Origin of the sequence: Arthrobacter sp. Leaf337 (assembly GCF_001423745.1) — a bacterium.
In the GTDB taxonomy this organism is placed as follows: Bacteria; Actinomycetota; Actinomycetes; order Actinomycetales; family Micrococcaceae; genus Arthrobacter.
The window spans coordinates 161,196-187,235 of sequence record NZ_LMPC01000001.1 but is presented as its reverse complement, the minus strand read 5'-3'; the positions used below and the strand labels follow the sequence as shown (position 1 = coordinate 187,235).

The window sequence follows — 26,040 nt, the reverse complement described above, 5'->3', positions numbered from 1 at the left end:
GACGATCCTCCCCGCGCGGACGGGAGGCTACGCTGGCACCATGACTGAACCGCAACCCGGTCTGCGTCCGTCCGCCGGCCCCCAGGACCACCCTGTTCCGGCGCTGTCCATCCGCGGCCTCGCCAAACGCTTCGGCGGGAAGATCGCTGTGGACGGCCTCAGCCTCGACGTGCCGGCAGGGTCCTTCTACGGGATCGTGGGTCCCAACGGCGCCGGGAAGACCACCACGCTGTCCATGGCCACGGGGCTGCTCCGGCCGGACTTCGGCACGGCCCTGGTGCACGGCACCGACGTCTGGGCACGGCCGCTCGAAGCCAAGAAGCTCATGGGCATCCTCACCGACGGCGTGCGGCTGTTTGACCGGCTGACCGGGGAGCAGCTGGTGAGCTACGCGGGCCTGCTGCGTGGGATGGACAAGGACGTCGTGTCCGCCAGGGTGGCGGAACTCCTGGCGGCGCTTGATCTGAGTGCCGACGCCGGAACCCTCGTTGTGGACTATTCGGCCGGCATGACCAAAAAGATCGCCCTCGCATCAGCACTCATCCACGCGCCCAGGCTGCTGGTGCTGGATGAACCCTTCGAATCGGTGGACCCGGTTTCCGCGGCGAATATCAGGGACATCCTGGACCGCTACGTGGGTTCCGGCGGAACGGTGATCGTCTCCAGCCATGTCATGGACCTCGTGCAGCGGATGTGCGACCACGTGGCGGTTGTTGCTGCGGGCAGGCTGCTGGCGGCCGGCACGGTGGAGGAAGTCCGGGCCGGCGCCTCGCTGGAGGACCGCTTTGTCCAGCTAGTGGGGGGCCGGAGCCAGACGGAGGGGCTGGAATGGTTGCGCACCTTCTAAGGCTCAAGCTGACGCTTCTGCGCAACAGCCTCCGGCGGAGCCCGTGGCAGCTCCTGGGACTGATCATCGGCGGGCTGTATGCCCTGGGAATTGCCGGCTTCTTTGGAGTGGCGCTCGTCCTGCTCCGGAGGGCCGACCTGGAGCTCGCCCAGACCGTGGTGGTGCTGGGCGGTTCCGCGGCGGTCCTGGGCTGGGGAGTGGTCCCCGTCATTGCGTCCTCGGCGGACATGACCCTGGACCCGGCACGCTTCACCACGGCGGCAGTCCCCATGCCGCAGCTGCTCACCGGCCTGGCCCTCGGCGGACTGATCGGGATCCCCGGCATCGCCACGGCGCTGGTGGCGCTTGCCACGGTGGGCACGTGGAGCAGGGGAGCGCCGGCCGTTGCGGCCGCCATAGCGGGCGCCGTGCTCGGCGTGCTGACGTGCATTGTCCTTTCCAAAGTGGTGACGACGGCGACTGCCGGCCTGGCATCCTCCCGGCGGTTCAAGGATGTCAGCGCGCTCGCCTTTATGGTGCCCCTGATGCTCATGGGACCGATCGTGGCCTTCGTGGCCCAGGGAGCCGCAGGCTCCGCCGGATTCCTGACTGATCTGGCCCGTTTCCTGGCGTGGACGCCTGCCGGTGCCGCATGGTCACTCGGCGGCGACGCGGCGGCGGCCCGGTATGGACCGGCCGGGCTCAAGTTCCTGATCGCGCTGGCAACACTGGCAGGCCTCGCCTGGTGCTGGAAGGTGCTCCTGCAGCGTGCCCTGGTCACGCCGCCGTACGCAGCGGGCAGCAGGAAGCGCGGCGGCCGGATGGGCCTCTTCGGTGTGCTGCCGGCCACGCCCGTCGGCGCTATTACGGCCAGGGCCCTCACGTATTGGATCAGGGACCCCCGTTATTCGGGGTCGCTGGTGGTCATCCCGCTCCTGCCCGTCCTGATGTTCTTCCAGGCGAGCCAGACCGGTGATTACGGAGTGCTGGCGATCATCGGTCCGCTGGCGGCTTTCCTGCTGGCATGGTCGATTTCAGCGGACGTGTCCTACGACAACACAGCGTTTGCCCTCCATTTGTCCAGCGGCGTCCGCGGCGTCCACGACAGGCTGGGGCGCGCCCTGGCCTGCCTGGCGTTTGCGCTACCCATCGTGCTGGTTTTCAGCGTCGGCCCGTTCTTCTTCACCGGGAACTGGGAGTGGCTGCCGGCGCTGCTGGGCCTCGCCCTGGGGGTCCTGTTCACCGGGCTCGGCCTGGCATCCGTGATCTCGGCACGGTACACGGTGGCGGTACCCCTCCCCGGCGACAGTCCGTTCAAGAAGCCGCCCGGAAACGTTGCCCAGACCATGGCGGTCCAGTTCGGCGGGATGGGCGTGCTGATGGTGCTGGTGCTGCCGGAGGCGGCCCTGGTCATCACGCAGTCCGTGACAGGCAGCATGGTGCCCGGCTGGATCAACCTGGTGCTCGGCCCGGTGCTGGGCCTCGTCCTCTTTGCGGCAGGGGTCCGCCTTGGCGGGAAATGGCTCGACGCCCGCGGCCCGGAACTTCTGGCACAGCTTTCAGTCAACCGCTAGGCCGGTTGGGCCATGATTAGTAGTACTGGATGCGGAAAGGCGGTACGCCATGGAAGTGGTTATTCTTCCGGGGAGCAAACAGATCGGGTCCCTTGCGGCCGACGCCGTCGAGGCCCTGCTGCGCCGTAAGCCCGACGCGGTGCTCGGTCTGGCAACGGGGGTGTCCCCGTTGCCCGTCTATGACGAACTCGCCCGCCGTCATGACGACGGCGGCCTCGACTTCAGCCGTGCCCGCGCTTTTGCACTGGACGAATACGTGGGCCTGGAGCAGGGGCATCCCCAGTCCTACCGGGAGGTCATCCGCCGGGAGTTCACGGACCGGGTGAACATTGCACCGGAAAACGTACACACTCCCGACGGCCTGGCGGCTGACATCCCGGCGGCCTGCCAGGCCTACGAGGACGCCATCAGGGCAGCCGGCGGGGTGGACCTCCAGCTACTGGGTGTAGGCACCGACGGTCACATCGGATTCAACGAGCCCGGCTCGTCGCTGGCGTCCAGGACGAGGATCAAGAGCCTCATCGAGCAGACACGCCGGGACAACGCCAGGTTCTTCACCAGCATCCATGATGTTCCCCACCATGTGATCACCCAGGGGCTGGGCACCATCATGGAGGCCCGCCATGTGATCTTGATAGCCACCGGTGCCCAAAAAGCGCAGGCTGTCCGGGACTTCGTTGAAGGGCCGGTGGCTGCCATCTGCGCCGCGTCCGTCCTGCAAATGCACCCCCACGTCACCGTCCTGGTGGACGAGGCCGCCGCGTCATCGCTCAGGCTGGCCGATTACTACCGCCACACGTATGACAACAAGCCCGCTTGGCAGGGCCTGTAGTTCGGAGGTCCGGTTTTTTGTCCGGCACAACGGCTAAGATGGATGCCATGACTAGCATGACGGACCCCCTCGAAAACGACCCGATGCGCGAGCTTTCCGGACCAGGAACGTCCACGGCCACTATCGAGCGCGAGGAAGTGCGCGAGGAAGTTGAACCCGGTGACCGGGAACGGTTCTCCCACTACGTGCGCAAAGAGAAGATCATGGAATCAGCCATGACGGGCGAGCCGGTCATCGCACTGTGCGGCAAGGTGTGGACTCCCGGCCGCGATCCGCAGAAGTTCCCGGTCTGCCCGGAGTGCAAGGAGGTCTATGAAGGCCTGCGTCCCGGCAAGGACGGCGGCAAGGGCTCCGACGGCGATTCCGGCAAATAGGGCCGTTCACCGGTCATCTGGCTTAGGCCAGTGACCGGCCCGCCCGGCCGGGGCGGGGCAAGACAACCATGGGGCGCAATCTCTGCTGCGCAAGTCCCGTGACCACGATGATTTTGATGACCGGAGCAGTGCGGCTCCTCCGGAACAGATTGGTGTTTATGTTTATGTGTCTTTCGCTCACGGCTGCCGCAATGCGGGGAATTGAGGGCTCTGCGTGACCGAGACACTCTTTGGCGGGCCAACTCTGCCGCCGGCCTATCCCGAGCGGGCGGCGTGGGGGACCGCGCAGAAGCTCCGTGCGTGGCAGCAGGAAGCGCTCGACCGCTATTTTGCCACCGGCCCCAGGGACTTCCTGGCGGTGGCAACGCCCGGCGCAGGCAAGACCACCTTCGCCCTGCGTGTGGCGTCGATGCTGATCGAGGCCGGCACTGTGAACCGTGTGACCATCGTGGCGCCCACGGACCACCTCAAACGGCAGTGGGCTGACGCAGCGGCCCGCGTGGGCATCGCGATCGACCCCAACTTCAAGAATGCGGACGGGCAGCACGGCCGCGGCTTCATCGGCGTGGCCGTGACTTATGCCCAGGTTGCCAGCAAGCCCATGCTGCACCGCGCGAAGACCGAGGCAGCCCGTACCTTGGTGATCCTGGACGAGATCCACCACGGCGGCGAAGCCCTGTCCTGGGGTGACGGCCTCCGCGAGGCCTTCGATCCGGCCGCACGCCGGCTTTCACTCACGGGTACTCCCTTCCGCTCCGACACTTCGCCCATTCCGTTCGTGGAGTACGCCGAGGACCGGGACGGCATCCGCCGCTCCAAGGCTGACTACACCTACGGCTACGGCAACGCCCTGCGCGACCACGTGGTCCGTCCTGTCATGTTCATGGCCTACTCGGGCCAGATGCGCTGGCGCACCAGCGGCGGCGAGGAGATGGCGGCGTCCCTTGGCGAGTCGGCCGTCACCAAGGACATCATTTCGCAGGCTTGGAGGACAGCGCTCAACCCCGCAGGCGAATGGATCCCGGCCGTGCTGGCTGGAGCGGACAAACGCCTGAGCGAGGTCCGCCGGACCGTACCCGATGCCGGCGGCCTGGTGATTGCCACCGACCACGAGGACGCACGCGCCTACGCCGGCCAGCTGAAGAAGATCACGGGTGAATCACCCACCGTGATCCTTTCCGATGACGTCAAGGCATCCAGCAAAATCGAGGAATTCACTGCCAGCGATAAGCGCTGGATGGTGGCGGTCCGCATGGTGTCCGAAGGCGTGGACGTTCCCCGGCTGTCGGTGGGCGTCTATGCCACGTCCACGTCCACGCCGCTGTTCTTCGCCCAGGCCGTCGGCCGCTTTGTCCGCGCCCGGAAGCGCGGCGAAACGGCGTCGGTGTTCCTGCCGTCGGTTCCGCAACTGACCGCGCTGGCGAACTCGATGGAGGCTGAACGCGACCACGCCCTGGACCGGCCGGAGAAAGAAGACCCGGACGGCCTGTTCAATCCCGAGGACTCGCTCATGGACGAGGCCAACAGGGAGGACAAGGCATCCGACAGCCTCACCAAGGGCAAATTTGAGGCCCTCGACTCGCAGGCATCATTCGACCGCGTGCTGTTCGACGGCGGCGAGTTCGGCACCGGCGGCGACATCGGATCCGACGACGAACTGGACTTCCTGGGCATTCCGGGACTTCTGGACGCCGAACAGGTGGGTACGCTGCTGCGCCAGCGCCAGCATGAACAGCAGAGCCGGAAAAAGCTCCGGTCGGTTGAATCTGCTGCCTCGCAGGCGGCCCCCGCCGTACCCGATCACCGGATGCTTATGGACCTGCGCAACGAACTGGCCAAGAACGTGGCCGCATGGTCCGCGCGGACCGGAACCCCGCACGGGGTGGTGCATACGAAACTCCGAACTGTGTGCGGCGGCCCGCCGGTGGCGCAGGCCAACGAGGAACAGTTGCAGGCCAGGCTGCGGAAGCTTCAGGACTGGTTCATCGGCCGGAAATAGCGCCCGGACCAGCTAAGCCCGGCACCCGCCGGCAACGCGGACGCGGCTCAGGCCACGTGCACGCCAAGGGAAGTCCACGTCAGGCCAGGTCCACTCCGCCGAGTTCCATCTCGGCGTAGGCGTCGTCGAGGTCGGCTGCGATTCCTGCCGTGAGGTTCCGGACCACCGTCACGGAATAGCCGGCCTGGACGGCGTCCAGGGCCGTGGCCATAACGCAGTAGTCGGTGGCGATGCCCACGATCACCACATCCTCTACATCGTGGCTCTGCAGCCAGTCGTCCAGGCCGATGGCGTCCTCGTCGGCGAATGAACTGGCGGTGAATGCCTCCGTGTCCTCCGGCAACGGCAGGGCGCCGGGATTCCGGTCACCTGTGGGAACCGCGTCCTCGGGGGCAAGAATGCCTTCAAAGCCGGAGTAGGCGGCAGTGAACTGGCCTTTGCGGAAATAGGCCTGGATGTACTCCGTGTCCAGGTCCGGGTGCAGTTCCGCCCCGCGCGTCCCGGCAACGCAGTGCGGCGGCCACGAGTCAATGAAGTCGGGGCTCTCCGCGAAGTGGGCGCCGGGCTCGATGTGCCAGTCCTGGGTGGCCACGATGTGGTCGAACTGGCCGTGGTGGGCGTCCACGTATTCGCTGATGGCCCCCGCTACGTCCGCCCCGCCTTTGACAGCCAGCGAGCCGCCTTCGCAGAAATCGTTCTGCACATCAACAATGATCAGGGCGCGTGACATCAGTTCTCCTCGTAGACGGTGGGGATGGCCGGCTCGCCGCGTTGCAGGCGGTTGACGACCGCCGGAAGTTCCGCCATGGAGTCAATGTGCCGCTGGCGGGCGCGGAACACGCCCTCGGTGCCGGTCCAGCCAGGGAGCAGTTCGCCGTTCTTGATGAACTGCTGCAGCAACTGGCGGTCATTGCCGTCGTCCCCGGGCGCGTGGCCCACTCCCACCATCTCGTGGGTGGCGACGCCCCGTTCGTTGAGCCTGCGCAGCGCGTATTTCCGGCCGCCCTTGCTCGTCTTGTTCTTGGCAGCTTTGGCTACTGACACGAATTCCCCGGAGTCGTCGGTTCGGCTGACGAGTTTGTAGACCATGCTTGCGGTGGGGGCGCCGGACCCGGTGACCAGCGAGGTGCCCACGCCGTAGGAGTCAACCGGTGCGGATTGCAGCGCCGCGATGGCGTATTCATCCAGGTCCGAGGTGACCACGATCTTGGTGTTCTCGTTGCCGAGTTCGTCCAGCAACCGGCGGACCCACTGGGCCTGCGCCACGAGGTCTCCGGAGTCGAGCCGGACTGCCCCCAACTTGGGACCCGCGAGGTCCACAGCCGTGCGGACGGCCGCTTCGACGTCGTACGTGTCCACCAGCAGCGACGTTCCGGCGCCGAGCGAGGCGATCTGCGCCTCAAAGGCTTCCCGTTCAGTGTCGTGCAGGAGCGTGAAGGAGTGGGCGGCGGTGCCCACCGTCTTGATGCCGTACCGGCGTCCGGCTTCAAGGTTGGAGGTGCTGTCAAAGCCGGCGATGACGGCTGCGCGGGCGGCCGCGGCCGCGGATTCCTCCTGGGTACGCCGGGATCCCATTTCGATGCAGGGCCGGTTGCCGGCCGCGGTGATCATGCGCGACGCAGCGGAGGCAATGGCGCTGTCGTGGTTGAGTACCGAGAGAACATAGGTCTCGAGGATGCAGGCTTCGGCAAACGTGGATTCCACAATCAGGATGGGGGAGTTGGGGAAATAGGCTTCGCCCTCGGCGTAGCCCCAGATGTCGCCGGTGAAACGGAAGCCGGCCAGGTAGTCCAGGGTCTCGGCGTTGACCACGCCGGAGCGGCGGAGGAAATCCAGTTCGGGTCCGCCGAAACGGAAGTCCGCGATGCCCTCCAGCAGCCTGCCCGTTCCCGCCACAATCCCGTAGCGGCGGCCGTCGGGGAGCCTGCGGGCGAACGCCTCAAACACTGACTCCCGGTGTGCGGCACCTGAATGAAGCGCCGCCTGGAGCATGGTCAGCTCGTAGTGGTCGGTGTACAAGGACGTGCGGGGATGATCCCAGCCAGCAGGGGTACTCACGAATTCACTCTAGTGCGCATCGCCCTAGAATGGACAGATGACCTTAAGCGTTGCGCTCGGCCCTGACACCCAGGAGAGCACCCAGACCGGAACAGTGACGTCCACCGACGCCCTGACGGCCCCGGACATTCCCTGGAACCTGGTGATCTGGAACGATCCCGTCAACCTGATGAGCTACGTGAGCTACGTTTTCCAGAGCTATTTCGGCTATTCGGAGCCCAAAGCCAACAAGCTCATGATGGAGGTCCATAAGAAGGGACGTTCCATCGTGGCGCACGGCAGCAAGGAACAGGTGGAGCAGCACGCCGTCGCCATGCACGGCTTCGGCCTGTGGGCAACGGTGGAGAAAGCCACCGGCGGCGGCAAAGACGGCGGATCCGGCAAGGGCAAAGGCAAACGTGGCTAAGGCATTCAAATACGGGCTCAAAGGCATTACCGGATATCTGGAACCGGCGGAACGGGAACTGCTGCGGAGCCTGATCGACGACGTCATCTCGATGCTCGAACCGGCCGAAAGCGCCAGCGAAGATCCGCTGACAGCCCTGATCGGGCTGGACATGAATGTCCAGGAACCGTCGGACCGGGCGCTGCGGCGGTTGTTGCCGAACGTCACCAGGAACGACGACGCCGCCGCCCTGGAGTTCCGCCAGCTCACCGAACGCTCACTGCGGGAAAACAAGATCGGCGCCCTACGGGCGGCGGCGTTGGGTCTGGACACCAACGAAGTGGTCCTTTCGCCCGCCGACGCCCGGCACTGGTCGCAGGCGCTGAACGATGTCCGGCTTGTCCTGGCCGAACGGCTCGACATCCGGGACGACGCCGACGCCGAACACGTCCACACCATGCAGGACTGGTCCCAGGCCGAAGACGTGGAAAGCTACCTGGCACTGGTGTACAACTTCACCACGTGGCTGCAGGAATCGCTGGTGCAGGCCATGCTCCAGTCCATGGAGCAGCGGGGCTGAACGGACCGGCGTGCGGGCCGGAGCGGCCGGACGCCAAAATATGTGACTTATCCAACATGAGTCGGGCGACACAATGTGATGGCCGCACCAACAGGGAAGCCCTATCCTCGAATAATCATGACTTCAGCATCGAGCATGGATCCGGCAGCGGACGCTGTGGCGGATTCCCCAGCGAGCAGCACCGACGACAGCCCCATGGGCTCACGGCCCATCGGCATCTTCGACTCCGGAGTCGGCGGACTGACCGTGGCGCGGTCCATCATCGACCAGCTGCCCAACGAATCGATCCTCTATGTAGGCGATACCGCGAACGGCCCCTACGGCCCGCTGCCCATCGCCGAGGTCCGCGCCAATGCCCTCGGCGTGATGGATGAGCTGGTGGATTCCGGCGTCAAGCTGCTGACCATCGCATGCAACTCCGCCTCCGCCGCTGTGCTCCGGGATGCCCGTGAAAGGTACACGGCCCGCTACGGGATTCCCGTGATCGAAGTGATCCAGCCCGCAGTGCGTCGGGCCGTGGCTGCCACCCGGAGCGGCCGGGTGGGCGTCATCGGCACCTCCGCCACCGTGGGTTCCCGGGCCTACGAGGACACCTTCGCCGCCGCCCCGGACCTGCACATCACGTCCGTGGCCTGTCCGGCGTTCGTCAGCTACGTGGAGGCCGGCATCACCACGGGTCCGGAACTCCTGGCCGTTGCCCGGGAGTACCTTGAGCCACTGCGCACCGCCGGCGTGGATACTGTTGTGCTCGGCTGCACGCACTACCCGCTGCTCACCGGTGTGATCTCCTACGTCATGGGGGAGGACGTCACCCTTGTCTCCAGTGCTGAGGAAACCGCCAAGGATGTCTATCGGGCGCTCGTCTCACACGATCTTCAGCGGACCGTCGAGGCGCCGCCCCAGCACCACTTCATCGCCACCGGCGAAGCCAGCCAGTTCGAAACCCTGGCCAGGCGCTTCCTGGGGCCCGAGGTGCTCAGCGTGAAGCACGTGGACCACGTCGCCGCGCAGTACCCCACCGGCAGCCTGGCGAAAATAACTCCGGAAATGATCGCGGCAGCCCAGGCCGGCGCCGCCCGGCCACGGATTTCCAACTTCGTCGGCGGATCCGCGGCCGGGGGTTCCCGCCTGTGAAACTGACCATTGTTGGCTGCACCGGTTCCTTCCCGGGTCCGGGCTCCCCGGCGTCGTGCTACCTGCTGACCGCCCACGACGGCGAGCGGACCTGGAAGGTCGTGATGGACCTCGGCAGCGGGGCCCTCGGGGCGATCCAGCGGTACACGGACCTTGAAGACATCGACGCGATCTTCCTCACCCACCTGCACCCGGACCATTGCATGGACCTGTGCGGCCTCCACGTGGCCGTGCGCTGGAAGCCGGGCGGCTGGGGCCGGGACCGGATTAAGGTCTGGGGCCCCGCCGCCACGGCGGACCGGATGGCCACGGCGTACGGTCTGGAGCTGGACCCGGGCATGCACGAGGAATTTGACTTCACCAACTGGACCGAACGGCAGTCCGTTACGGTCGGGCCCTATACGGTGACGCCGTTCGCGGTGAACCACCCCGTGGAGGAGGCCTACGCCCTCCGTGTCGAGGTGACGGAGCCGTCCGCAGGCGGCGCTCCGGTCACGCGCGTCCTCACGTACTCGGGGGACACCGACTCGTGTGCCGGGCTGGAAGAAGCCGCGAAGGACGCCGACCTCTTCCTGTGCGAGGCAGCCTTCGAGGAAGGCCGCGACGACGACATCAAGGACGTGCACCTGACGGGCAAACGTGCCGGCGAGGCTGCAGCCGCGGCAGGGGCACGCCGGCTGCTCCTCACCCACATTCCGGTGTGGACGTCGCAGACAAAAGTCATGGCCGAGGCCAAGCCCGTGTTCAGCGGCGACGTCGCAGTGGCCGTGGCCGGAGTCCACTACACCGTCTGAACTGCCGGCGGTGCGGGCTGACGCCGGTCCTGGTAGCTGCCGGTCCGGCGGGTCCGTGCGGGTCGATAAGCTAAAGGCATGACTTCTGAAGCAATTGCAACCCCCGTCATTCGTGCCGACGGCCGTACCCCTGATCAGCTCCGCCCGATCAGCATCACCCGCGGCTGGTCCAAGCAGGCCGAAGGCTCGGCCCTGATCGAGTTCGGCAACACCCGGGTCCTGTGCACGGCTTCCCTGACCGAAGGCGTGCCGCGTTGGCTCAAGGGGGAGGGCCGCGGCTGGGTCACGGCCGAATACGCCATGCTTCCCCGCGCCACGAACACCCGCTCCGACCGCGAGTCCGTCAAGGGCAAGATCGGCGGCCGCACCCACGAGATTTCCAGGCTGATCGGCCGCTCGCTGAGGTCCATCATCGACACCAAGGCGCTGGGCGAGAACACCATTGTGCTGGACTGCGATGTTTTGCAGGCCGACGGCGGCACCCGTACCGCCGCCATCACCGGCGCCTACGTGGCGCTCGCCGAAGCCATCCGCTTTGCCCGCGAAAACAAGATCATCTCCAAGAACGCACAGCCCCTCATCGACACAATCGCTGCCGTGTCCGTCGGCATCATCGACGGCATCCCCATGCTGGACCTGCCGTACGTCGAAGACGTCCGCGCCGAGACCGACATGAACGTCGTGGTCACCGGGTCGGGCAAATTCGTGGAAGTCCAGGGCACGGCCGAGGGCGCCCCCTTCGACCGCGACGAGTTGAACCAGCTGCTGGACCTTGCCCTGCTGGGTACGGAGCAGCTCGCGGCCATCCAGCGCGAAACGCTGGCGGAGGCCCCGTGACGGACGCCGCCGTCCCCGTGCTGGTCCTCGCGACCCACAACAAGGGCAAGCTCCGCGAACTGCGTGAGCTGCTGCGCGGGCAGGTGCCAGGGCTCGACGTCGATACCCAGGTGGTGGACGCCGGTGCCGTCGGCGCCCCGGACGTCGCAGAAACCGGTGTGACCTTTGCGGAGAACTCGCTGCTGAAGGCGCGCGCCGTGGCCGAGGCCACGGGGCTGGTGGCCATTGCCGATGATTCGGGCCTGTCGGTGGATGTCCTCGGCGGGGCACCGGGAATCTTTTCGGCCCGGTGGAGCGGCCGCCACGGTGACGATGCTGCCAACCTTCGGCTCCTGCTGGACCAGCTGTCCGATGTCCCCGACGAGTACCGAGGCGCCGCTTTCGTCTGCGCGGCTGCGCTCGCAGTGCCGGGCGCGGCCACGGATGGCGGACGCGAGGTGGTGGAGTACGGCCAGCTCGAAGGATCGCTGTTGCGCGAACCGCGGGGCGAAGGCGGCTTTGGCTATGATCCGGTGCTCCAGCCAAGCGGCCTGGACCGCAGCTGCGCCGAATTGAGCCCCGAGGAAAAGAATGCCATCAGCCACCGGGGCCAGGCGTTCAGGGCGTTGCTGCCGGCCATTGTTGAGGCGTTGGCCGAACACCGCCCGCAGAGCCGGTCCTAGCCGGCTGATTAACGAGTGAAGGCGCCCCGCAGTGCGGGGCGCCTTCATTTTTTGTCGTGCTACATGTTCGTCTTGCGCTCTTCTTCGGGTTCGTGCTCTTCGATGAACTCCTCCACCGCGTCCGTGCCGAAGTGTGCGGCCTGGCGCTTGGCGGACAGCCCGCGGAGTACTTCGATGCCGATGGGGATCACGGAGACCAGCACGATGATGATGAAGATGATGTCCAGGTTGTCGCGGACCCACGGCACGCGGTCGCCCAGCAGGTAGCCGAGCAGGGTGACGCCGCCGCCCCAGAGCACGGCGCCGATCACGTTGAAGAGGAAGAACTTGCGCTTGCTCATCTGCGCCACGCCCACGATGACCGGCACGAAGGTGCGGATGATCGGAACGAAACGGGCCAGGATCAGCGCCTTGCCGCCGTGCTTTTCGAAGAACGCGTGCGCGCTTTCGACGTTTTCACGCTTGAACAGCTTGGAGTCCGGCTTGTTGAAGATGGCCGGGCCGGCTTTGGAACCGATGAGGTAACCGGTCTGGTTGCCGATGATGGCCGCAACGATGATCAGTGCCGAGAACAGCCAGATGTTGAACTTGATGGTGTCCGTGGCCACCAGCAGTCCGGCAGTGAACAGCATGGAGTCGCCGGGGAGGAAGAAGCCGATCAGCAAGCCCGTCTCGGCGAAGATGATGCCGCAGACCAGCAGCACAACCCAGGGGGCCAGGGCCGGATCGGCCAGGAAGATCTGGGGGTTGAGCCAGTCGGGGAGGAACGAGGCCAGGTGCGGCTGCACCGGTCCCGCACCCCCGAGGGTGGACACGGCAAAGTCACTCATCGCATGTAGGTTCACCCCTCAAGGTTACTGGACCCCCGGTGCCGGGCCTTCCTGCAGGGACGTTGCGTGACCATCGACACCCGCGACAAGCCGGGCTGGCGTGCCGGGGCACGGGCTGGCCGGCGGTAAAGTTTGACCCGTGGGTTTGGACTTTACGGCGATCGACTTCGAGACAGCCAACGGCTTCCGCGGTTCGCCGTGCGCCGTCGGGCTGAGCAAGGTCCGCGGCGGGGTAGTGGTGGAGGAAGCCTCCTGGCTGATGCGCCCGCCCGAAAACCATGACCGGTTCGATTACCACAATGTGCGGATCCACGGCATCAGGGCCGAGGATGTGGCCGGCCTGCCGCGCTTCGGCGAGCTCTTCCCCGAGATTGGTGCCTTCATTGGCGGCGATGTCCTGGCTGCCCACAATGCCGCCTTCGACCTGGGCGTGATCCGGTCCGGGCTGGAAGTGTCCGGACTGCCGGGTCCTGCCTACGACTATGTGTGTACCGTGATGCTCTCCCGCCGGTGCTATTCCCTGGTGTCCAATTCGCTGCCCTATGCGGCCGAGGAAGCCGGCGTTCCGCTGGTTAACCACCACGACGCAGCTGAGGATGCCAGGGCGTGCGCGGGAATCCTGATAGACATTGCCCGGCGCAACGGCGCCGGCAGCATTGCGGAACTCTTCCTGTCCCTGGGACTGGAGCTCCCGCATCAACAGGCATTCGATCCCGCCCGTGACGGCCTGTCCAAGGCCACGCTGACTGCCCTGGGGGCAGCCGGCGGAACCGGAACAGCCGCGGCGCGGCCGTTCAAATCGGGCTGGCCCGAGGAAGGGGCCAACCCCGTGCCGAATTCCGACGCCGATCCCGGCCACCCGTTGTTCGGGCAGACGGTCGTGTTCACGGGGGAGCTCGCCATGCCCCGGCCCGAGGCCAAGGTCCTGTCGGCCGAATACGGCGCGCAGCCCGAAAGCAGGGTGACCGGACGGACCACGGTGCTGGTGGTCGGCGACGGCTTTGTGGCCTCGGACCTCCGCTCCGGCCGCCTGACCGGCAAAGCCCGGCGGGTCCTGGAACTCCACGAGCGTGGGCAGGCCATCGAGGTGCTGTCCGAAGGTGAGTTCCTGCAGATGGTGGGCGGGCAGGTGCCGGCAACCGCCGCCCTGATCTAGCCAGCGGTCATACGGCGCAACAATCCTTCCGGTGCCGGAGGCGGACTCCTAGCCTTGCACCATGGGTAAACTCCAGATCGACTCCCCGGCCGACGCCGTTCCTACTGCTGCCACTGCAGCGGGCAGGCGCACCGGCGTCGACTGGCGCACGGTGTTCGCATTCCCCAACCCGGTCAACGAGTATGCTGCCAGGATCACCGCAGCCCTGGTGGTGGTACTTGCCGCCGCCACGCTGTTGACCGGATGGGGTTGGGGACTTGCCGTAATCGCCGCCGGCTTCTGGCTGCGTGTGCTGTTCGGTCCCAGGATTTCACCCCTGGCCCGGCTTTCCGTCAAGGTTCTGGCCCCGCGTCTGGGCCGGGCCAAGCTGGTTCCGGGGCCGCCCAAGCGCTTCGCGCAGGGCATCGGTGCAGCCATGTCCACCGCCGCGGCGCTACTGCTCGCGGCCGGGCTTGCTCCCGCTGCCTGGACGCTCCTGGCTGTCCTTATTGTGGCAGCCTCGCTGGAAGCATTTGCAGGGTTCTGCCTGGGTTGCGCGATCTTCGGCTTCCTTCAGCGCCGCGGACTCATTCCGGCGGACATCTGCGAAGCCTGCAACAACATCTCCCTGAAGCGGCCGTGACTCAGGCGATGGTCACCGAGATCAGCTGACCGGCCATACCGCGGATGACCTCCGGGGCTTCCAGCGACTCCAGCCACTCCGCCGGCAGGCACTCCTCACCGTAGAAGGCGCCCAGGATGTTCCCGGCGATGGAGCCGGTGGAGTCACTGTCCCCGCTGTGGTTCACGGCCAGCGCGATGGCTTCACGGAAGTGCGCCTCAATGCCTGCACTGGAAACGGGGCCGGTCGTCTCTTCCGGGGTGTTGCCGGCCATCTCCCGTGCCGGGGCTGTGGCCAGCACCGCGTAAAGCGCGACGGCGAGGGCCTCCTCGGCCACCCAGCCTTCCCCGAGCTCATGGACCAGGTCTTCGGGGCTGAGGCGGCCGGCCGCCGCCGGCTCCTGCCGGGAAACTGCCGCGAGGTGGACGGACCGTTCCAGCCGGTCAAGGAGTGCCGGCTCGGCGTCGTCCCGTCCACGGGCATGGTCGAGCACGTATTCGGCCGCTTCTGTGAGACTCTGGCCACTCATAAGGGCGTGGATCAGGAGGCTGAAAGTACCTGCACTCTGCCGCGCCGAACGGTGGCCGTGGGTCAACGAAGCCGCGTCAGAGCTCAGCTTGTACACCGCCTCCGCCGGGATGTGCGGAATGAGGCCGAACGGAGCCGAGCGCATCACCGTGCCGCATCCCTTCGAATCGGGATTGACCGGGCGGTAGATGGTCCCCATTTCGCCGGAGGCCAGGCCGCTGAGGCAGGCATTTCCGGGCGCACGGCGGTGCTTCAGGGCTGACTGTCCGTCAATCCAGCGCGGCTGCGGGGCTGGAGCCGACGACGGTACCGGCACGCCCTGCGTCGCCAGCCAGCGAAGATAGGCGAGCCATACACAGGCGTTGGCATCGGCGGCTGTGCCATCATTTGCCCACTCCAGTGCCTCGACGAGGCCGTCAACCGTATACAGCGTCATTTGGGTGTCGTCGGAGAAGTGGCTGCCGCCGTCGAGCGCTGAAAAATCCTGAAGTCCCGCCGGACCGAAGCGGCTCCGGATGGTGGAAATATCATCGAATTCCACGGCGTAGCCGAGGGAATCGCCCAAGGCGCCGCCCAGCAGGCAGCCATGGATCCGGGACTGGGGCGTCGGCGCCGTCAGGCGGGAATGTTCAGTGCTCATATGTGTAAATTTACCCCGGGTACGGCATCTGGATTCCCCGGGCGCAGGTACCGCAGTCGCTGCGGCGGCGTGTCGACCGCTAAGCTCGAATCCAGCAAGCGTCCAGACTCAGTTGGCAGAATACGTCGGACAGTACATTGCCGGGCGCACCGCCGCCCGCACGCTCACCGGGATCACCGGCCGCGCATCGAAGCAAAGGATTTCCACACCATGACCGCCCCTGTGCCTGCACGCCCGACCCAAAGTTCCGATTTGCATGCCGCTCCGGAGGCTTTCAAACCGGGCCTTGTGGCACGCCTGTCAGCGGAGGCCTTTGGCACCCTGTTCCTGGTCATCGCCGGCCTGGGCGTTCCACTGTTCACGATTCCGCAGTCAAACCCGCTGTCCGCCTCGCTGGCGGCCGGACTTGCCGTCACCGCGGCCATGCTCGCCTTCGCCTACATTTCCGGTGGCCATTTCAACCCGGCAGTAACCCTGGGCAACGCCATCGCAGGCCGCATCCGGGTGCCGGAAGCCGCGGCGTACCTCGGTGCGCAGCTGGTCGGGGCTGTGGCCGGAGCACTGGCACTGTTCGGAATCCTGCGGACTGTTCCCAAGATCGAAGACACCCGGGCCGCCTTTGACACCGTGACCGCCGGCTTTGGCGAGCATTCCATCATCCAGGCGCCCATGGCCGGCGTCCTGCTCGTGGAGGTCCTGGGCGCCGCCATCCTGGTAGCCGTCTTCCTCGGCACCACGGCTGCACGCAACACCAGCAAGGCGGCCGCGCCCTTCGCTGTGGGCCTCACGCTCGCCGTCCTGCTGCAGCTGGGCCAGGCAGTGGGCAACACGCCGTTCAACCCGGCACGCGCAACCGCCTCGGCCATCTTCAGCAACTCCTGGTCCCTTGAACAGCTGTGGCTCTTCTGGGTGGCGCCGCTGGTGGGCGCCGCCATCGCAGGGCTGGTGTTCCGCGGGTTCGCCGAGGCCCCGGCTGCTGTGCCGGCCCGCGCGCACGATGCCGGCGACGATGCAGACGACGACGAACTGGTCACCAACGACGACGATCTCGACGACGACGATGCCGCCGGCGATACCTCTGACGACGCTGCTGGCTCCGCTGACGACGACGCCCGCGACTTCTTTGACGGCAAGCGCGGACGGTAGTTGTCAGGCCAAGCCGTGTCTGTGCCACAAAACTGTCGGTACCCGCGGATAGCTTAAGAACATGCGGTTATTGCACACTTCCGATTGGCACCTGGGCCGGTCCTTCCACGGCGTCGGCATGCTGGACGCCCAGCAGGATTTCATTGACCAGCTGGTCGAAGTCGTCAGCATGGAGAAAGTGGACGTCGTCCTGATTGCCGGGGATGTCTGCGATCGCGCCCTGCCCGGCGTCGACGTCGTTCGCCTGCTGGATGATGCCCTGGTCCGCCTGACGGACGCGGGAGCGCAGGTGGTCCTCACCAGCGGGAACCACGATTCCGCCATCCGCCTTGGCTTCGCGTCGCGGCTGCTGGAGCGCGGGGGAGTGCACCTGCGTACCCGGCTCGCCGAACTCGATGTGCCGGTGCTGTTTCCGCTGGACCCGGCGGAGGATGGTCCTGTGCTGGCCATTTACGGCATTCCGTGGCTCGAGCCCCGTCTGGTCGCCGAGCACCTGGGCGTTGAGCCCGCCAGCCACTTCGAAGTGACGCGCGCAGCCACAGCGAAGATCCGGTCCGATATGGTCACCCGTGCGAGCGGAAGGACCGTGCATTCCGTCGTGCTGGCCCATACGTTCGCGAGCGGCGGGATCAGCTCGGACAGTGAAAGGGACCTGAGCATCGGCGGAGTCGGGGCCGTCCCCCTGGATCTCTTCGACGGTTTTGGCTACACCGCACTCGGGCACCTGCACGGCAGGCAGACGCTGTCGCCGACCGTGCGCTATTCCGGTTCGCCCCTTGCCTATTCCTTCTCAGAGGCGAAGCACCGGAAAGGCGGCTGGCTGGTCGAAGCGGATGCCACGGGCATCACCGACGTCAGGGAGGTCCAATGGGACGCGCCGCGCGCGCTCGCGGTGCTGCGGGGCACTCTGGACCACCTCCTCACGGCCGAGGAGCACGCCTGGGCCGAGGCCGCGTATTGCCAGATCACACTGACGGACTCCCAGCGCCCCGCCCAGGCCATGGACAAACTTCGTGCCCGCTTTCCGGACACCCTGGTCCTCGGTTTCGAGCCCGAAGGCGCCGCTGCAGCTACCACGACGAGTTACAGCTCCAGGCTCGCCGCGGCGGATGACGATCTGTCCATCTGCTGCGGCTTCCTGGAGCACGTTCGGGGCCGCAGCACCGATGACGCCGAAGCCGCTGTTCTCGGGGAAGCGCTCGAAGCCGTGCGTCTGGGGGAGATGTCACGATGAGGATCCACCGGCTTGAAATCTCCGCCTTCGGCCCCTTCGCCGGCACCGAGCACATCGACTTTGACCGGCTCAGCTCTCACGGACTCTTCCTCCTGAACGGCGCAACCGGTGCCGGCAAGACCAGCGTGCTGGATGCCATCTGCTTTGCCCTGTACGGATCCGTGCCGGGTGCGCGACAGGAAGGAAAACGGCTCCGCAGCGACCACGCTGACGCCGCCGCCGAACCGCGCGTCACCTGCGAGTTTTCCGCCAAAGGCCGGCATTTTGAGGTCTCCAGGATCCCTGCGTGGAACCGGCCCAGCGCCAGGGGCAAAAACGGATTTACGGAGCAGAAAGCCAATACGCTGCTGCGGGAACGCGTTGACGGGCAGTGGATGGAAAAGTCCGGCCGGAACGATGAGGCCGGGGCTGAAATCAGTTCAGTGCTCGGCATGGACCGGGAGCAGTTCACCCGGGTGGTCATGCTGCCCCAGGGCGACTTCGCTGCTTTCCTTCGGTCAAAGCCCTCCGACCGGCTGGAGCTGCTTCAAAGCCTCTTCGGCACGCAGCGGTTTGAGGCTGTCGAGCAGGAACTGGCCCGGCAGGCCGCGGAGGCCCGCACCGAGGTCTCCGGCCTCAACAACCAGTTGGACCTGCTGCTGGCGCAGGCCCGGGCTGAAGCGGCGCCGTCCGAAGAGGATCTGCCGGACGCCTTCCCCGTGCCCGACGACGCCGACCACCTTCTTGCCTGGCTGCAGGACACCGCCGCGGCCAGGGCCGGGATTTTGCAGGCCGAGGCGGACCAGGCGGCGGCAGCGCGCGCCGAGGCTGCCCGGCGCCTCGAGTCCGCGGCCGCGCGTGCCGCCCGCCAGGCAAAACTCGCCGCCGCGGAACTGCGGAAATCGGCCGCCGACGCGGCGGCACCCGAACTCGGTGAAAAGACCCGGCAGCTTGGCCTCCACCGCAGGGCCGAAGTGCTCGGCGGCCAGCTGCAGGCCGTCGACAAAGCAGAGGACGCCGAAGAGCGGGCGGCCGGCGCAATGGCCGCGGCCGCCGCCGAATTGAACGCCGCGGTTCTTCTGGACCCCGAGCTTGCCGCCCTGGCTACCGGCGGGGGCGCCGCCACAAGCCGCCACCCCGCCGGAAGCGAAGACGAACCCTACTTCGAAGCGGCAGTCATGCGCAGCGAACTCAGCCGCCTGCGCTCCCTCCGCGCCGTGCTCGAGGAACGGCTGCCGGATGAGGCCAGGCTGTCCGGGATGGCAGTCCGCAGCACAGAGCTTCGCAGCACCGTGGAGAAGCTGAGGGAGGGGTGGCGCGCCGGCGCCGCGGCCCTTGATGCGCTGCGTGCGGAAATGGCCGGGCTGCTGGCCGGTCTGGCACCCCTTGAGGAGCTCGCTGCCGAAGCCCAGCTGCGGACCAAGGAAGCCGCTGCCGCTGAGGAACTCGTGGCCGTCGTCGGCCGGTATGCCACGGCGGCCCGGTTATGTTTCGGCGTGGACGAACGGCACCGCATTGCCCGGGATGATCAGCAGAACCACCGCCAGCGGTGGCTGGATCTGCGGGAAGAGCGGCTCGCCAACGCCGCTGCGGAGCTCGCTTCCCAGCTCCGGCCGGCCGCGCCCTGCCCGGTGTGCGGCAGCCCGGAGCACCCCTCACCGGCGCCCGCGGCGACGGCCGCGCTGGCCATCGCTGAAGCGGAACAGGCAGCCCAGGAAGCTTGTGAGGCAGCGGAAGCGGTCCTCGCAACGCTGGACAAGGAACTTGCCGAGGCCCGGCAGCAGGTTGCGGTCCTGGCGGCCCAGGGCGGCGACACCGCGGCGGAGGACGCCCGCGCGGAAGCCGCTATGGCCAAGGAACGTGCGCGCGAGGCCGTCCGGGCCGCCGTGGAACTCGTCGCCAGCCGTGAGCGGCTGGCGGAACTGGACGAACAGGTTGCAGCCGCCGAATCGACGCAGGCGGCAACTGATTCCAGCATTGCGACGACGGAGTCCACGCACACGGAGGTCCTCGAACAGGCAGCTGCACTGGAGGCTACGCTGCAGAAGCTGCGTGCCGGCTACCCGACCCTCGGCAGCCGGCTCACCTCGCTGAATCAGTCCACGGCCCTCCTGGAACGAACAGACGCCGCCCGGACCAGCCTCGAACAGGCCATGCTGCGGACCACGGAGGCCCGCCAGGTGCTGGACCAGGCGCTTCCGGAGTCCGGATTCGCCTCCGCAGAGGCGGCCCGGGCCGTCCTCCTGCCGGCCCCTGAAGCGGCCACGCTTGAAGCGGCCATCCGGGCCGGCCAGGATGAAGCAGCCCGCGTCGGCGAACTCTTCGCCGGCGAGGAACTCACACAGGCAGCCCGCGAGCTTGCGGCGGACGGCCCGGTCGAGCCCGGCGTGCTCGAAGAGCTCCGGGCGGAGGATACCGCTGCGGAACAGGCCGCCAGGCAAGCAGTCATCGCGGCCGGGCTCGCGGACAAATCGGTGCAGACCATCTGCCGGATTGCGGGGGACTACACGCGGCTGGCAGCTTCGGGCCAAGGTCCGCGGGAACGCGCGGCGCTGCTCACCGCGGTGGCCGACGCCGCCCGCGGTGCCGGCGACAACTCCTACCGGATGAGCCTGAACAGCTACGTGCTGGCGGCCAGGCTGGAGCAGGTGGCCATCGCCGCCTCGGAGCGGCTGGTCGGAATGAGCGATGGCCGGTACACCCTGCAGCACACGGACGCCAAGGCTGCCCGGGGAGCCAAGTCCGGTCTCGGCCTCGAGGTCGTGGACCAGTGGACCGGGCAGCGCAGGGATACGTCAACGCTTTCCGGTGGTGAATCGTTTATGGCCTCGCTGGCCCTGGCGCTGGGCCTGGCCGACGTAGTGCAGCAGGAGTCCGGCGGGGTCGACATCGAGACGCTCTTCGTGGATGAGGGCTTCGGCAGCCTGGACGAGCAGGCACTGGAACAGGTCATGGATGCCCTCGAAGGGTTGCGGGACGGCGGCCGGGTGGTCGGCCTCGTGAGCCACGTGCCGGAGATGAAGCAGCGCATCAGCACCCAGCTCCAGGTGGTCAAGGGGCGGAACGGGTCCACGCTCCACATTTCCGACGACGCTCCGGCCTGATTCCCTGGCCCGGCGCGGCGGTTTCGAGCTCCACCAGCCGGGACCGGCGTGCCGGGGCCTCGGCTACAATTGAAGGGTTACCGGGTCGCGCGCATCGGGAGGAGGGACGATGCGCATCTTTGAGCGAACCCGGAATAATGACCACTTCAATGTTCTCACAGGCATCCGCCGCAACGTCCCCTGCCACCACCGCACCCGAAGCCTCCGCACCCGAAGCCACTGCGCGCCCCGCACCGCATCCTGAGCAGGACATCCCCCGCCCGCTTTCGAGCCGGGGTGGCCGCTACGCCCGGCTTCCGCTGCTGGCAGGCAAGGGCTTCATCCCGCTGGGTCTCTTCGCCCGCCTTCCCCTGGCCATGCTGACAGTGGGCGCCCTGACCCTGGTTACGGCCGTCACGGGCTCATACGCGGTCGGCGGAGCAGCAGCCGGGGCCGTGGGAATCGGCTCCGCACTGGGAGCGCCGGTGCTCGGGGCCTGGGCCGACCGGCTCGGCCAGCGGTTGGTGCTGCTGGTCGCTGCGGTCTTCAACACCGCCGCCGTGGTGGCCCTGATCCTCACGGCCTACCTCGTTCCGTCCGGCCAGGACCTTGGTGCGGCTGTGCCGGTCCTCGTCGCGGCTTTCGTGGCAGGGGCCAGCTGCCCCCAGGTGGGCCCGCTGGCCCGCGTCCGCTGGATGGCGCTGACCGCCCGGGGCAGCACAGCCAGGAATGCGAAGGACCTGGATGCGGCCTTGTCCTACGAAAGCACCGCCGATGAACTGACCTTCGTCCTCGGCCCCGCGTTGGTGGGCATCCTCGCGAGCCTGATCGCCCCTTGGCTTCCGCTGGCCCTGGCCGCAGCCCTGACGCTCACCCTCGTGCCCGCGTTCGCCGTCCACCGCACCCACCTCGCCGTACCGCTGAGCGTGCGCCGGCGCCGGGGCGCCAGGACGGTCGCAGGCTCAGGAACGGCTGCTTCGGGCACGGATGCCTCCGCCACCGCCGGCCCCGCCACCGCCGGCCCCGCCACCGCCGGCCCCGACGCCGCAGGGTCCGGGCGAACGGGCTCCCGCGCGAACGGCATGGCAGCTGTTGCCCTGCCCTTCCTGGCCATGGTGTGCATGGGGACATTCTTTGGTTCCACCCAGACGGGCCTGAGCTCCTTCTCGGCAAGCTTTGCCACGGCCGAAATTGCCGGGCTGCTCTACGCCGTCATGGGACTGAGTTCGGCCGCGGCAGCCCTGAGCGTTGCCTACTGGCCGCAGCGGTTCACCCTGTCAGCACGCTGGATGGTGAGTGCCATGCTCATGGCCGGCCTGGCGGTGCTCCTGCTGCTGCCTGCTTCGGCGTTCCCCATGGTGCTGGTACTGCTGGTCCTCGGACTGCCCGTGGGCCCGCTGATGGTCACCGTATTCGCTATCGGCGGCCTGGTGGCCCCGGCCGGGCGGCTGGGAACCGTCATGACAGCCCTCGCCAGCGGCATTGTCGCCGGCACGGCACTGGGGTCTTCGGTAGCCGGTCAGCTGGCGCAGCACCAGGGGTATTCCGCCGCGTTCCTCGTGCCGGTCTGCGTCGCAGCGGCGCTGTTCCTGCTGGGGGCGGCCGCCGCCGTCGTCATCCGAAACGGCAAGGCGCGCCGCGGAACCCAGCTGGCCGGCAGCCGCTAACGAATGGCGTGCCGCGCCTTAGAGCAGCTGCTTTTCAATGCGCGCGGCGCTCGAGGTCAGGGCTGCCGCCACTTCAGCCGGGTCCTGGGTTGAGCGGATGTAGACGACGGCGACCGAGGCCGGGCGGCCGCCCGGCACGTTGATGGGGGCTGCCAGCGAGGAAACCCCCGCAATGACTTCATCGTGGCTGGCCGCGTAGCCGCGTTTCCGGGCCTCGGCTGCCTCGGGCCGGTAGGGGATATCCGGCGCCAGCAGGTTCCAGTCGTGCTCCGTGAGTGCAGACTGGATGGCTATCCCCGGGGCGCCGGCGCTTATCGGGTGCCGTGAGCCGGGGTGCTGGACCACGGTGGCCGCCGAGTGCCGGGGCTCCACGGTCACCAGGGTGATGCAGTCCTGGTGGTCCCACACCGCGACGAAGGCCGTCATGTTCAGGGTGTTGGCAAGCTGTGTGAGCTCAGGCAATGCAGCCGACTGCAGGTTGCGGGAAACACCCCGTGCCAGGACGGCCAGGCCCGGGCCGGGCTGGACCTTGCCGGAGTCGTCCCGGACCAGCAGGGAGTGATCCTCCAGCGTGCGCAGGATCCGGTAGGCCACGGAACGATGGACCCCCATCGCGTCGGCAAGTTCAGCGATGGTGAGCGGCTGCCCGGCTTCGGCGAGAATTTCCAGCGCGCGGATCCCGCGCGAGAGGGTCTGCGACGGGGAAGCCTGGGCGGTCGCGGCCTGTGTACCGGCGCCGGCAGTCTGAGTCATGCTGTCCATCCTAGGCCGGGTTCCGTGGCGCTCCACCCGCAGGGTCTTGTGTTGCGCCTCACTTTGAGTTAGCGTTCCATATGGGAACTATATGTTCAACTATAGAACAGTTGGGTCGTCGAGATCGACTATAGAGCAGACAATCCAAGGGATCAATGATGATGTCCACACCACGTCCGGGAGAGGCCCCCGAAGTTGCGGGCAGGACGTCGACGCCGAAGGACCACCGTTTCCGCGGGAGCCTCGGCAGGTTTGCCACAGGCGTCGCGATCGTGACCTTCGACGGCGCCACCAAACGCCACGGCATCACCGTTAACTCGTTTACGTCGGTGTCCATGGAGCCGCCCCTGGCCCTGGTCAGCATTGCCCGTACCGCAAAAGCGCACGATGAGCTTGCCGGCCGTCCGTTCACGGTGAATATTCTGGGTGCCGAACAGCGGTACCTCGCCACGCATTTCGCCGGCCGCCCCGGGCACGAACCCCGGTGGGTGGAGGGTGCCACGGCGCCGCGCCTCGCCGGGGTCCTGGCGTACTTCGAGTGCCGGCCCTGGGCTGCATACGACGGCGGCGACCACACCCTGTATCTCGGCCAGGTGGTGGACTTCGACTACCGCCACGGCGACGCCCTGGCGTTTGCCAACGGCACCTACACCACCATCCCGGACCGGGAGTTGGGCATGGAGGACCTCCTCTAGCCCGGCCCCCGTATCCGAACAACCCGCTGCAGCTCAACGAGGACTGGAGGAAGAACAATGGGTATCCGCACCGGACGGCAGTATCTGGACAAACTCAACGCCATGAAGCCCCATGTGGTGATCGACGGTGAGGTGGTCAGCGAAAAAATTGCTGAGCACCCGGCGTTCCGCAACGTGGCCAGGTCCTACGCGAAGCTCTTCGACATGCAGCACGACCCCGCCCACCAGGAAGCACTGACATACCCCTCGCCCTCGACCGGCGACCTGGTGAACGCGTCCTTCCTGGTCCCCCGGACCATCGAGGATCTGCAGCGCCGGCGCAGGGCCATTTCCACCTGGGCCGAATCCTCCAACGGCTTCCTGGGCCGCTCGGGGGACTATATGAACTCATCCCTGACGGCGCTCAGCACCGCGGAAAAATGGTTCTCGCAGGCCGACCCCAAATTTGGCGAAAACATCCGCAACTACTACGAGTGGGCACGGGAGAACGACGTCCTTGCCACGCACACGCTCATCCCGCCGCAGGTCAACCGCTCCGTCTCGGGCTCCGAACAGATGGGCGGGCAGTTGTCGGCCCACATCGTCGAAGAGCGCGAGGACGGCATTGTGATCAGCGGTGCCCGCATGCTGGCCACGATCGCGCCTATTGCCGACGAACTCCTGGTGTTCCCGTCCACCGTGCTGCGGGGCACCCCGGAGGACGCCCCGTATTCCTATGCGTTCGCCATCCCCAATGATGCTCCGGGCCTGCGGTACCTGTGCCGAACCTCGCTGTACAACGGCGGCAGCAGCCATGACGAGCCCCTGGCCTCGCGCTATGAGGAAATGGATGCGGTGGCCATCTTCGACAGGGTATTCGTGCCGAGCGAACGGATCTTCATGCTCGGCCACCCGGAGCTCTGCAACAGCTTCTACACGGAGACCGGCGCGGGCGCCCTCATGACGCACCAGGTGGTCACCCGGACGATCGCCAAGAGCGAGTTCTTCCTCGGCCTGGCGTCGGAACTGGCCGAGTCCATCGGGATCGACGGTTTCCAGCACATCCAGGAGGACATCGCCGAACTGATCATCGACGTCGAAATCGGCAAGGCGCTGGTCCGCGCGTCGGAAGCTGACGCCAGGCCCAACGAGGCAGGCGTGATGCTTCCCAAATGGACCACGCTGAATGCTGCCAGGAACTGGTACCCCAAAATCGCCCAGCGCTTCCCGCAGATCATCCGGAAGTTCTCCGCCTCCGGGCTGATGGCGCTGCCGGGTGAGGCCGACGTCAACAGCGGGGCCAGGGCGGACATCGACATGTATCTGCAGGGCAAGACGCTCACCGGACCTGAGCGCGTCCGCCTGTTCAAGCTGGCCTTTGATGCCTCCATCTCAGGGTTCGCGGGCCGGCAGTCCCTCTACGAGTACTTCTTCTTCGGTGATCCCGTCCGGATGGCCGGTGCCCTCGTCAACAGTTATGACCGCGAACCGGTCCGGGCCAGGGTCCGCGAATTCCTCACCAGGCCGGACTGACCGTCCTGCCTGCCGGGTCCATGTGGCCGCCGCCCACGAGTCCGGCGCCACGAGTCCGGCGGCACGTTGGACCAAAAGTCCTAGTGCGCTTTGTCACACATTCGAGTATCCTCATACCAACTGACCGTTCGATCGGTAATTCGCTCGGCGTCATTCCAAAT

The 26,040-nt window shown here is 67.0% G+C and carries 24 protein-coding genes; 19 read left to right on the top strand and 5 right to left on the bottom strand.

Features of this window, described 5'->3' with window-relative positions; genetic code table 11:
* The first annotated feature begins 40 nt into the window (after nt 1-40).
* The 5 genes from ASF98_RS00845 (at nt 41) to ASF98_RS00825 (ending at nt 5,605) form a co-directional block, all read left to right on the top strand.
* Entirely contained in the window at nt 41-847 is an 807-nt protein-coding gene (locus tag ASF98_RS00845; protein ID WP_055796205.1) for an ABC transporter ATP-binding protein, read from the top strand.
* Nucleotides 829-2,400, top strand: a complete 1,572-nt coding sequence (locus ASF98_RS00840; protein WP_055796202.1) for a hypothetical protein — start codon at nt 829-831, stop codon at nt 2,398-2,400. The genes ASF98_RS00845 and ASF98_RS00840 overlap by 19 nt, the downstream gene beginning before the upstream one ends.
* Nucleotides 2,401-2,449: 49 nt before the next feature.
* Nucleotides 2,450-3,232, top strand: a complete 783-nt coding sequence (nagB, locus tag ASF98_RS00835) for a glucosamine-6-phosphate deaminase (RefSeq protein WP_055796199.1) — start codon at nt 2,450-2,452, stop codon at nt 3,230-3,232.
* A 38-nt stretch (nt 3,233-3,270) separates the two neighbouring features.
* Entirely contained in the window at nt 3,271-3,606 is a 336-nt protein-coding gene (locus ASF98_RS00830; protein ID WP_055796197.1) for a DUF3039 domain-containing protein, read from the top strand.
* Between the two features lie 214 nt (nt 3,607-3,820).
* On the top strand, nt 3,821-5,605 hold the full coding sequence (locus tag ASF98_RS00825; RefSeq protein WP_055796194.1) for a DEAD/DEAH box helicase: 1,785 nt from the start codon (nt 3,821-3,823) through the stop codon (nt 5,603-5,605).
* 79 nt (nt 5,606-5,684) lie between these two features.
* On the opposite strand, the gene ASF98_RS00820 is transcribed toward ASF98_RS00825, so the two are convergent.
* Together ASF98_RS00820 and ASF98_RS00815 are read right to left on the bottom strand one after the other, a co-directional pair.
* Entirely contained in the window at nt 5,685-6,335 is a 651-nt protein-coding gene (locus ASF98_RS00820; RefSeq protein ID WP_055796191.1) for an isochorismatase family protein, read from the bottom strand.
* Complete coding sequence (locus ASF98_RS00815) at nt 6,335-7,663, bottom strand: nicotinate phosphoribosyltransferase (protein WP_235505565.1); 1,329 nt, start codon at nt 7,661-7,663, stop codon at nt 6,335-6,337. The genes ASF98_RS00820 and ASF98_RS00815 overlap by 1 nt, the downstream gene beginning before the upstream one ends.
* 37 nt (nt 7,664-7,700) lie before the next feature.
* Here ASF98_RS00815 and clpS point away from each other — a divergent pair, with 37 nt between their 5' ends.
* From clpS to rdgB, 6 genes are all read left to right on the top strand, one after another.
* Complete coding sequence (clpS, locus tag ASF98_RS00810; protein ID WP_028270073.1) at nt 7,701-8,069, top strand: ATP-dependent Clp protease adapter ClpS; 369 nt, start codon at nt 7,701-7,703, stop codon at nt 8,067-8,069.
* Nucleotides 8,062-8,628, top strand: a complete 567-nt coding sequence (locus tag ASF98_RS00805) for a DUF2017 domain-containing protein (RefSeq protein ID WP_055796185.1) — start codon at nt 8,062-8,064, stop codon at nt 8,626-8,628. The genes clpS and ASF98_RS00805 overlap by 8 nt, the downstream gene beginning before the upstream one ends.
* 78 nt (nt 8,629-8,706) lie before the next feature.
* Nucleotides 8,707-9,762 (top strand): glutamate racemase, encoded by a 1,056-nt coding sequence (gene murI, locus ASF98_RS00800; protein ID WP_082506658.1) that lies wholly within the window; start codon nt 8,707-8,709, stop codon nt 9,760-9,762.
* The gene (locus ASF98_RS00795; RefSeq protein WP_055796180.1) at nt 9,759-10,556 is read left to right on the top strand and encodes an MBL fold metallo-hydrolase; all 798 of its coding nucleotides are present in this window, start codon (nt 9,759-9,761) and stop codon (nt 10,554-10,556) included. The genes murI and ASF98_RS00795 overlap by 4 nt, the downstream gene beginning before the upstream one ends.
* Before the next feature lie 78 nt (nt 10,557-10,634).
* Nucleotides 10,635-11,393 (top strand): ribonuclease PH, encoded by a 759-nt coding sequence (gene rph / locus ASF98_RS00790; RefSeq protein ID WP_028270069.1) that lies wholly within the window; start codon nt 10,635-10,637, stop codon nt 11,391-11,393.
* Entirely contained in the window at nt 11,390-12,055 is a 666-nt protein-coding gene (gene rdgB, locus ASF98_RS00785; protein ID WP_055796178.1) for an RdgB/HAM1 family non-canonical purine NTP pyrophosphatase, read from the top strand. Before rph ends, rdgB begins: the two co-directional genes overlap by 4 nt.
* A gap of 59 nt (nt 12,056-12,114) precedes the next feature.
* On the opposite strand, the gene ASF98_RS00780 is transcribed toward rdgB, so the two are convergent.
* Nucleotides 12,115-12,885, bottom strand: coding sequence for a VTT domain-containing protein (locus tag ASF98_RS00780; protein WP_055796175.1), 771 nt, complete (start codon nt 12,883-12,885; stop codon nt 12,115-12,117).
* Between the two features lie 139 nt (nt 12,886-13,024).
* Here ASF98_RS00780 and ASF98_RS00775 point away from each other — a divergent pair, with 139 nt between their 5' ends.
* Nucleotides 13,025-14,041 carry an exonuclease domain-containing protein gene (locus ASF98_RS00775; RefSeq protein ID WP_055796171.1) on the top strand — a complete coding sequence of 339 codons (1,017 nt, stop codon included), beginning with the start codon at nt 13,025-13,027 and terminating at the stop codon, nt 14,039-14,041.
* 61 nt (nt 14,042-14,102) lie between these two features.
* A complete protein-coding gene (locus tag ASF98_RS00770; RefSeq protein ID WP_082506657.1) occupies nt 14,103-14,663 on the top strand; it encodes a DUF4395 domain-containing protein in 561 nt (186 codons plus the stop codon).
* Nucleotide 14,664: 1 nt separating this feature from the next.
* Here ASF98_RS00770 and ASF98_RS00765 read toward each other — a convergent pair whose 3' ends face one another.
* Complete coding sequence (locus ASF98_RS00765) at nt 14,665-15,810, bottom strand: ADP-ribosylglycohydrolase family protein (protein ID WP_055796168.1); 1,146 nt, start codon at nt 15,808-15,810, stop codon at nt 14,665-14,667.
* A 210-nt stretch (nt 15,811-16,020) separates the two neighbouring features.
* On the opposite strand from ASF98_RS00765, the gene ASF98_RS00760 reads away from it, so the two are divergent.
* The 4 genes from ASF98_RS00760 (at nt 16,021) to ASF98_RS00745 (ending at nt 22,919) form a co-directional block, all read left to right on the top strand.
* Nucleotides 16,021-16,956: an MIP/aquaporin family protein gene (locus ASF98_RS00760; RefSeq protein ID WP_055796165.1), complete on the top strand. Its 936-nt coding sequence runs from the start codon at nt 16,021-16,023 to the stop codon at nt 16,954-16,956.
* Nucleotides 16,957-17,017: 61 nt separating this feature from the next.
* Nucleotides 17,018-18,190 carry an exonuclease SbcCD subunit D gene (locus tag ASF98_RS00755; RefSeq protein ID WP_055796163.1) on the top strand — a complete coding sequence of 391 codons (1,173 nt, stop codon included), beginning with the start codon at nt 17,018-17,020 and terminating at the stop codon, nt 18,188-18,190.
* The gene (locus ASF98_RS00750) at nt 18,187-21,273 is read left to right on the top strand and encodes an AAA family ATPase (RefSeq protein WP_055796160.1); all 3,087 of its coding nucleotides are present in this window, start codon (nt 18,187-18,189) and stop codon (nt 21,271-21,273) included. The genes ASF98_RS00755 and ASF98_RS00750 overlap by 4 nt, the downstream gene beginning before the upstream one ends.
* 137 nt (nt 21,274-21,410) lie before the next feature.
* Nucleotides 21,411-22,919, top strand: coding sequence for a hypothetical protein (locus tag ASF98_RS00745; protein WP_055796157.1), 1,509 nt, complete (start codon nt 21,411-21,413; stop codon nt 22,917-22,919).
* An 18-nt stretch (nt 22,920-22,937) separates the two neighbouring features.
* Here ASF98_RS00745 and ASF98_RS00740 read toward each other — a convergent pair whose 3' ends face one another.
* Nucleotides 22,938-23,672, bottom strand: coding sequence for an IclR family transcriptional regulator (locus ASF98_RS00740; RefSeq protein WP_055797213.1), 735 nt, complete (start codon nt 23,670-23,672; stop codon nt 22,938-22,940).
* 158 nt (nt 23,673-23,830) lie between these two features.
* On the opposite strand from ASF98_RS00740, the gene ASF98_RS00735 reads away from it, so the two are divergent.
* Both ASF98_RS00735 and hpaB read left to right on the top strand, forming a co-directional pair.
* Complete coding sequence (locus ASF98_RS00735; protein WP_082506656.1) at nt 23,831-24,367, top strand: flavin reductase family protein; 537 nt, start codon at nt 23,831-23,833, stop codon at nt 24,365-24,367.
* Nucleotides 24,368-24,424: 57 nt separating this feature from the next.
* Nucleotides 24,425-25,879, top strand: a complete 1,455-nt coding sequence (gene hpaB / locus ASF98_RS00730) for a 4-hydroxyphenylacetate 3-monooxygenase, oxygenase component (protein ID WP_082506655.1) — start codon at nt 24,425-24,427, stop codon at nt 25,877-25,879.
* The last annotated feature ends 161 nt before the right edge of the window (nt 25,880-26,040 follow it).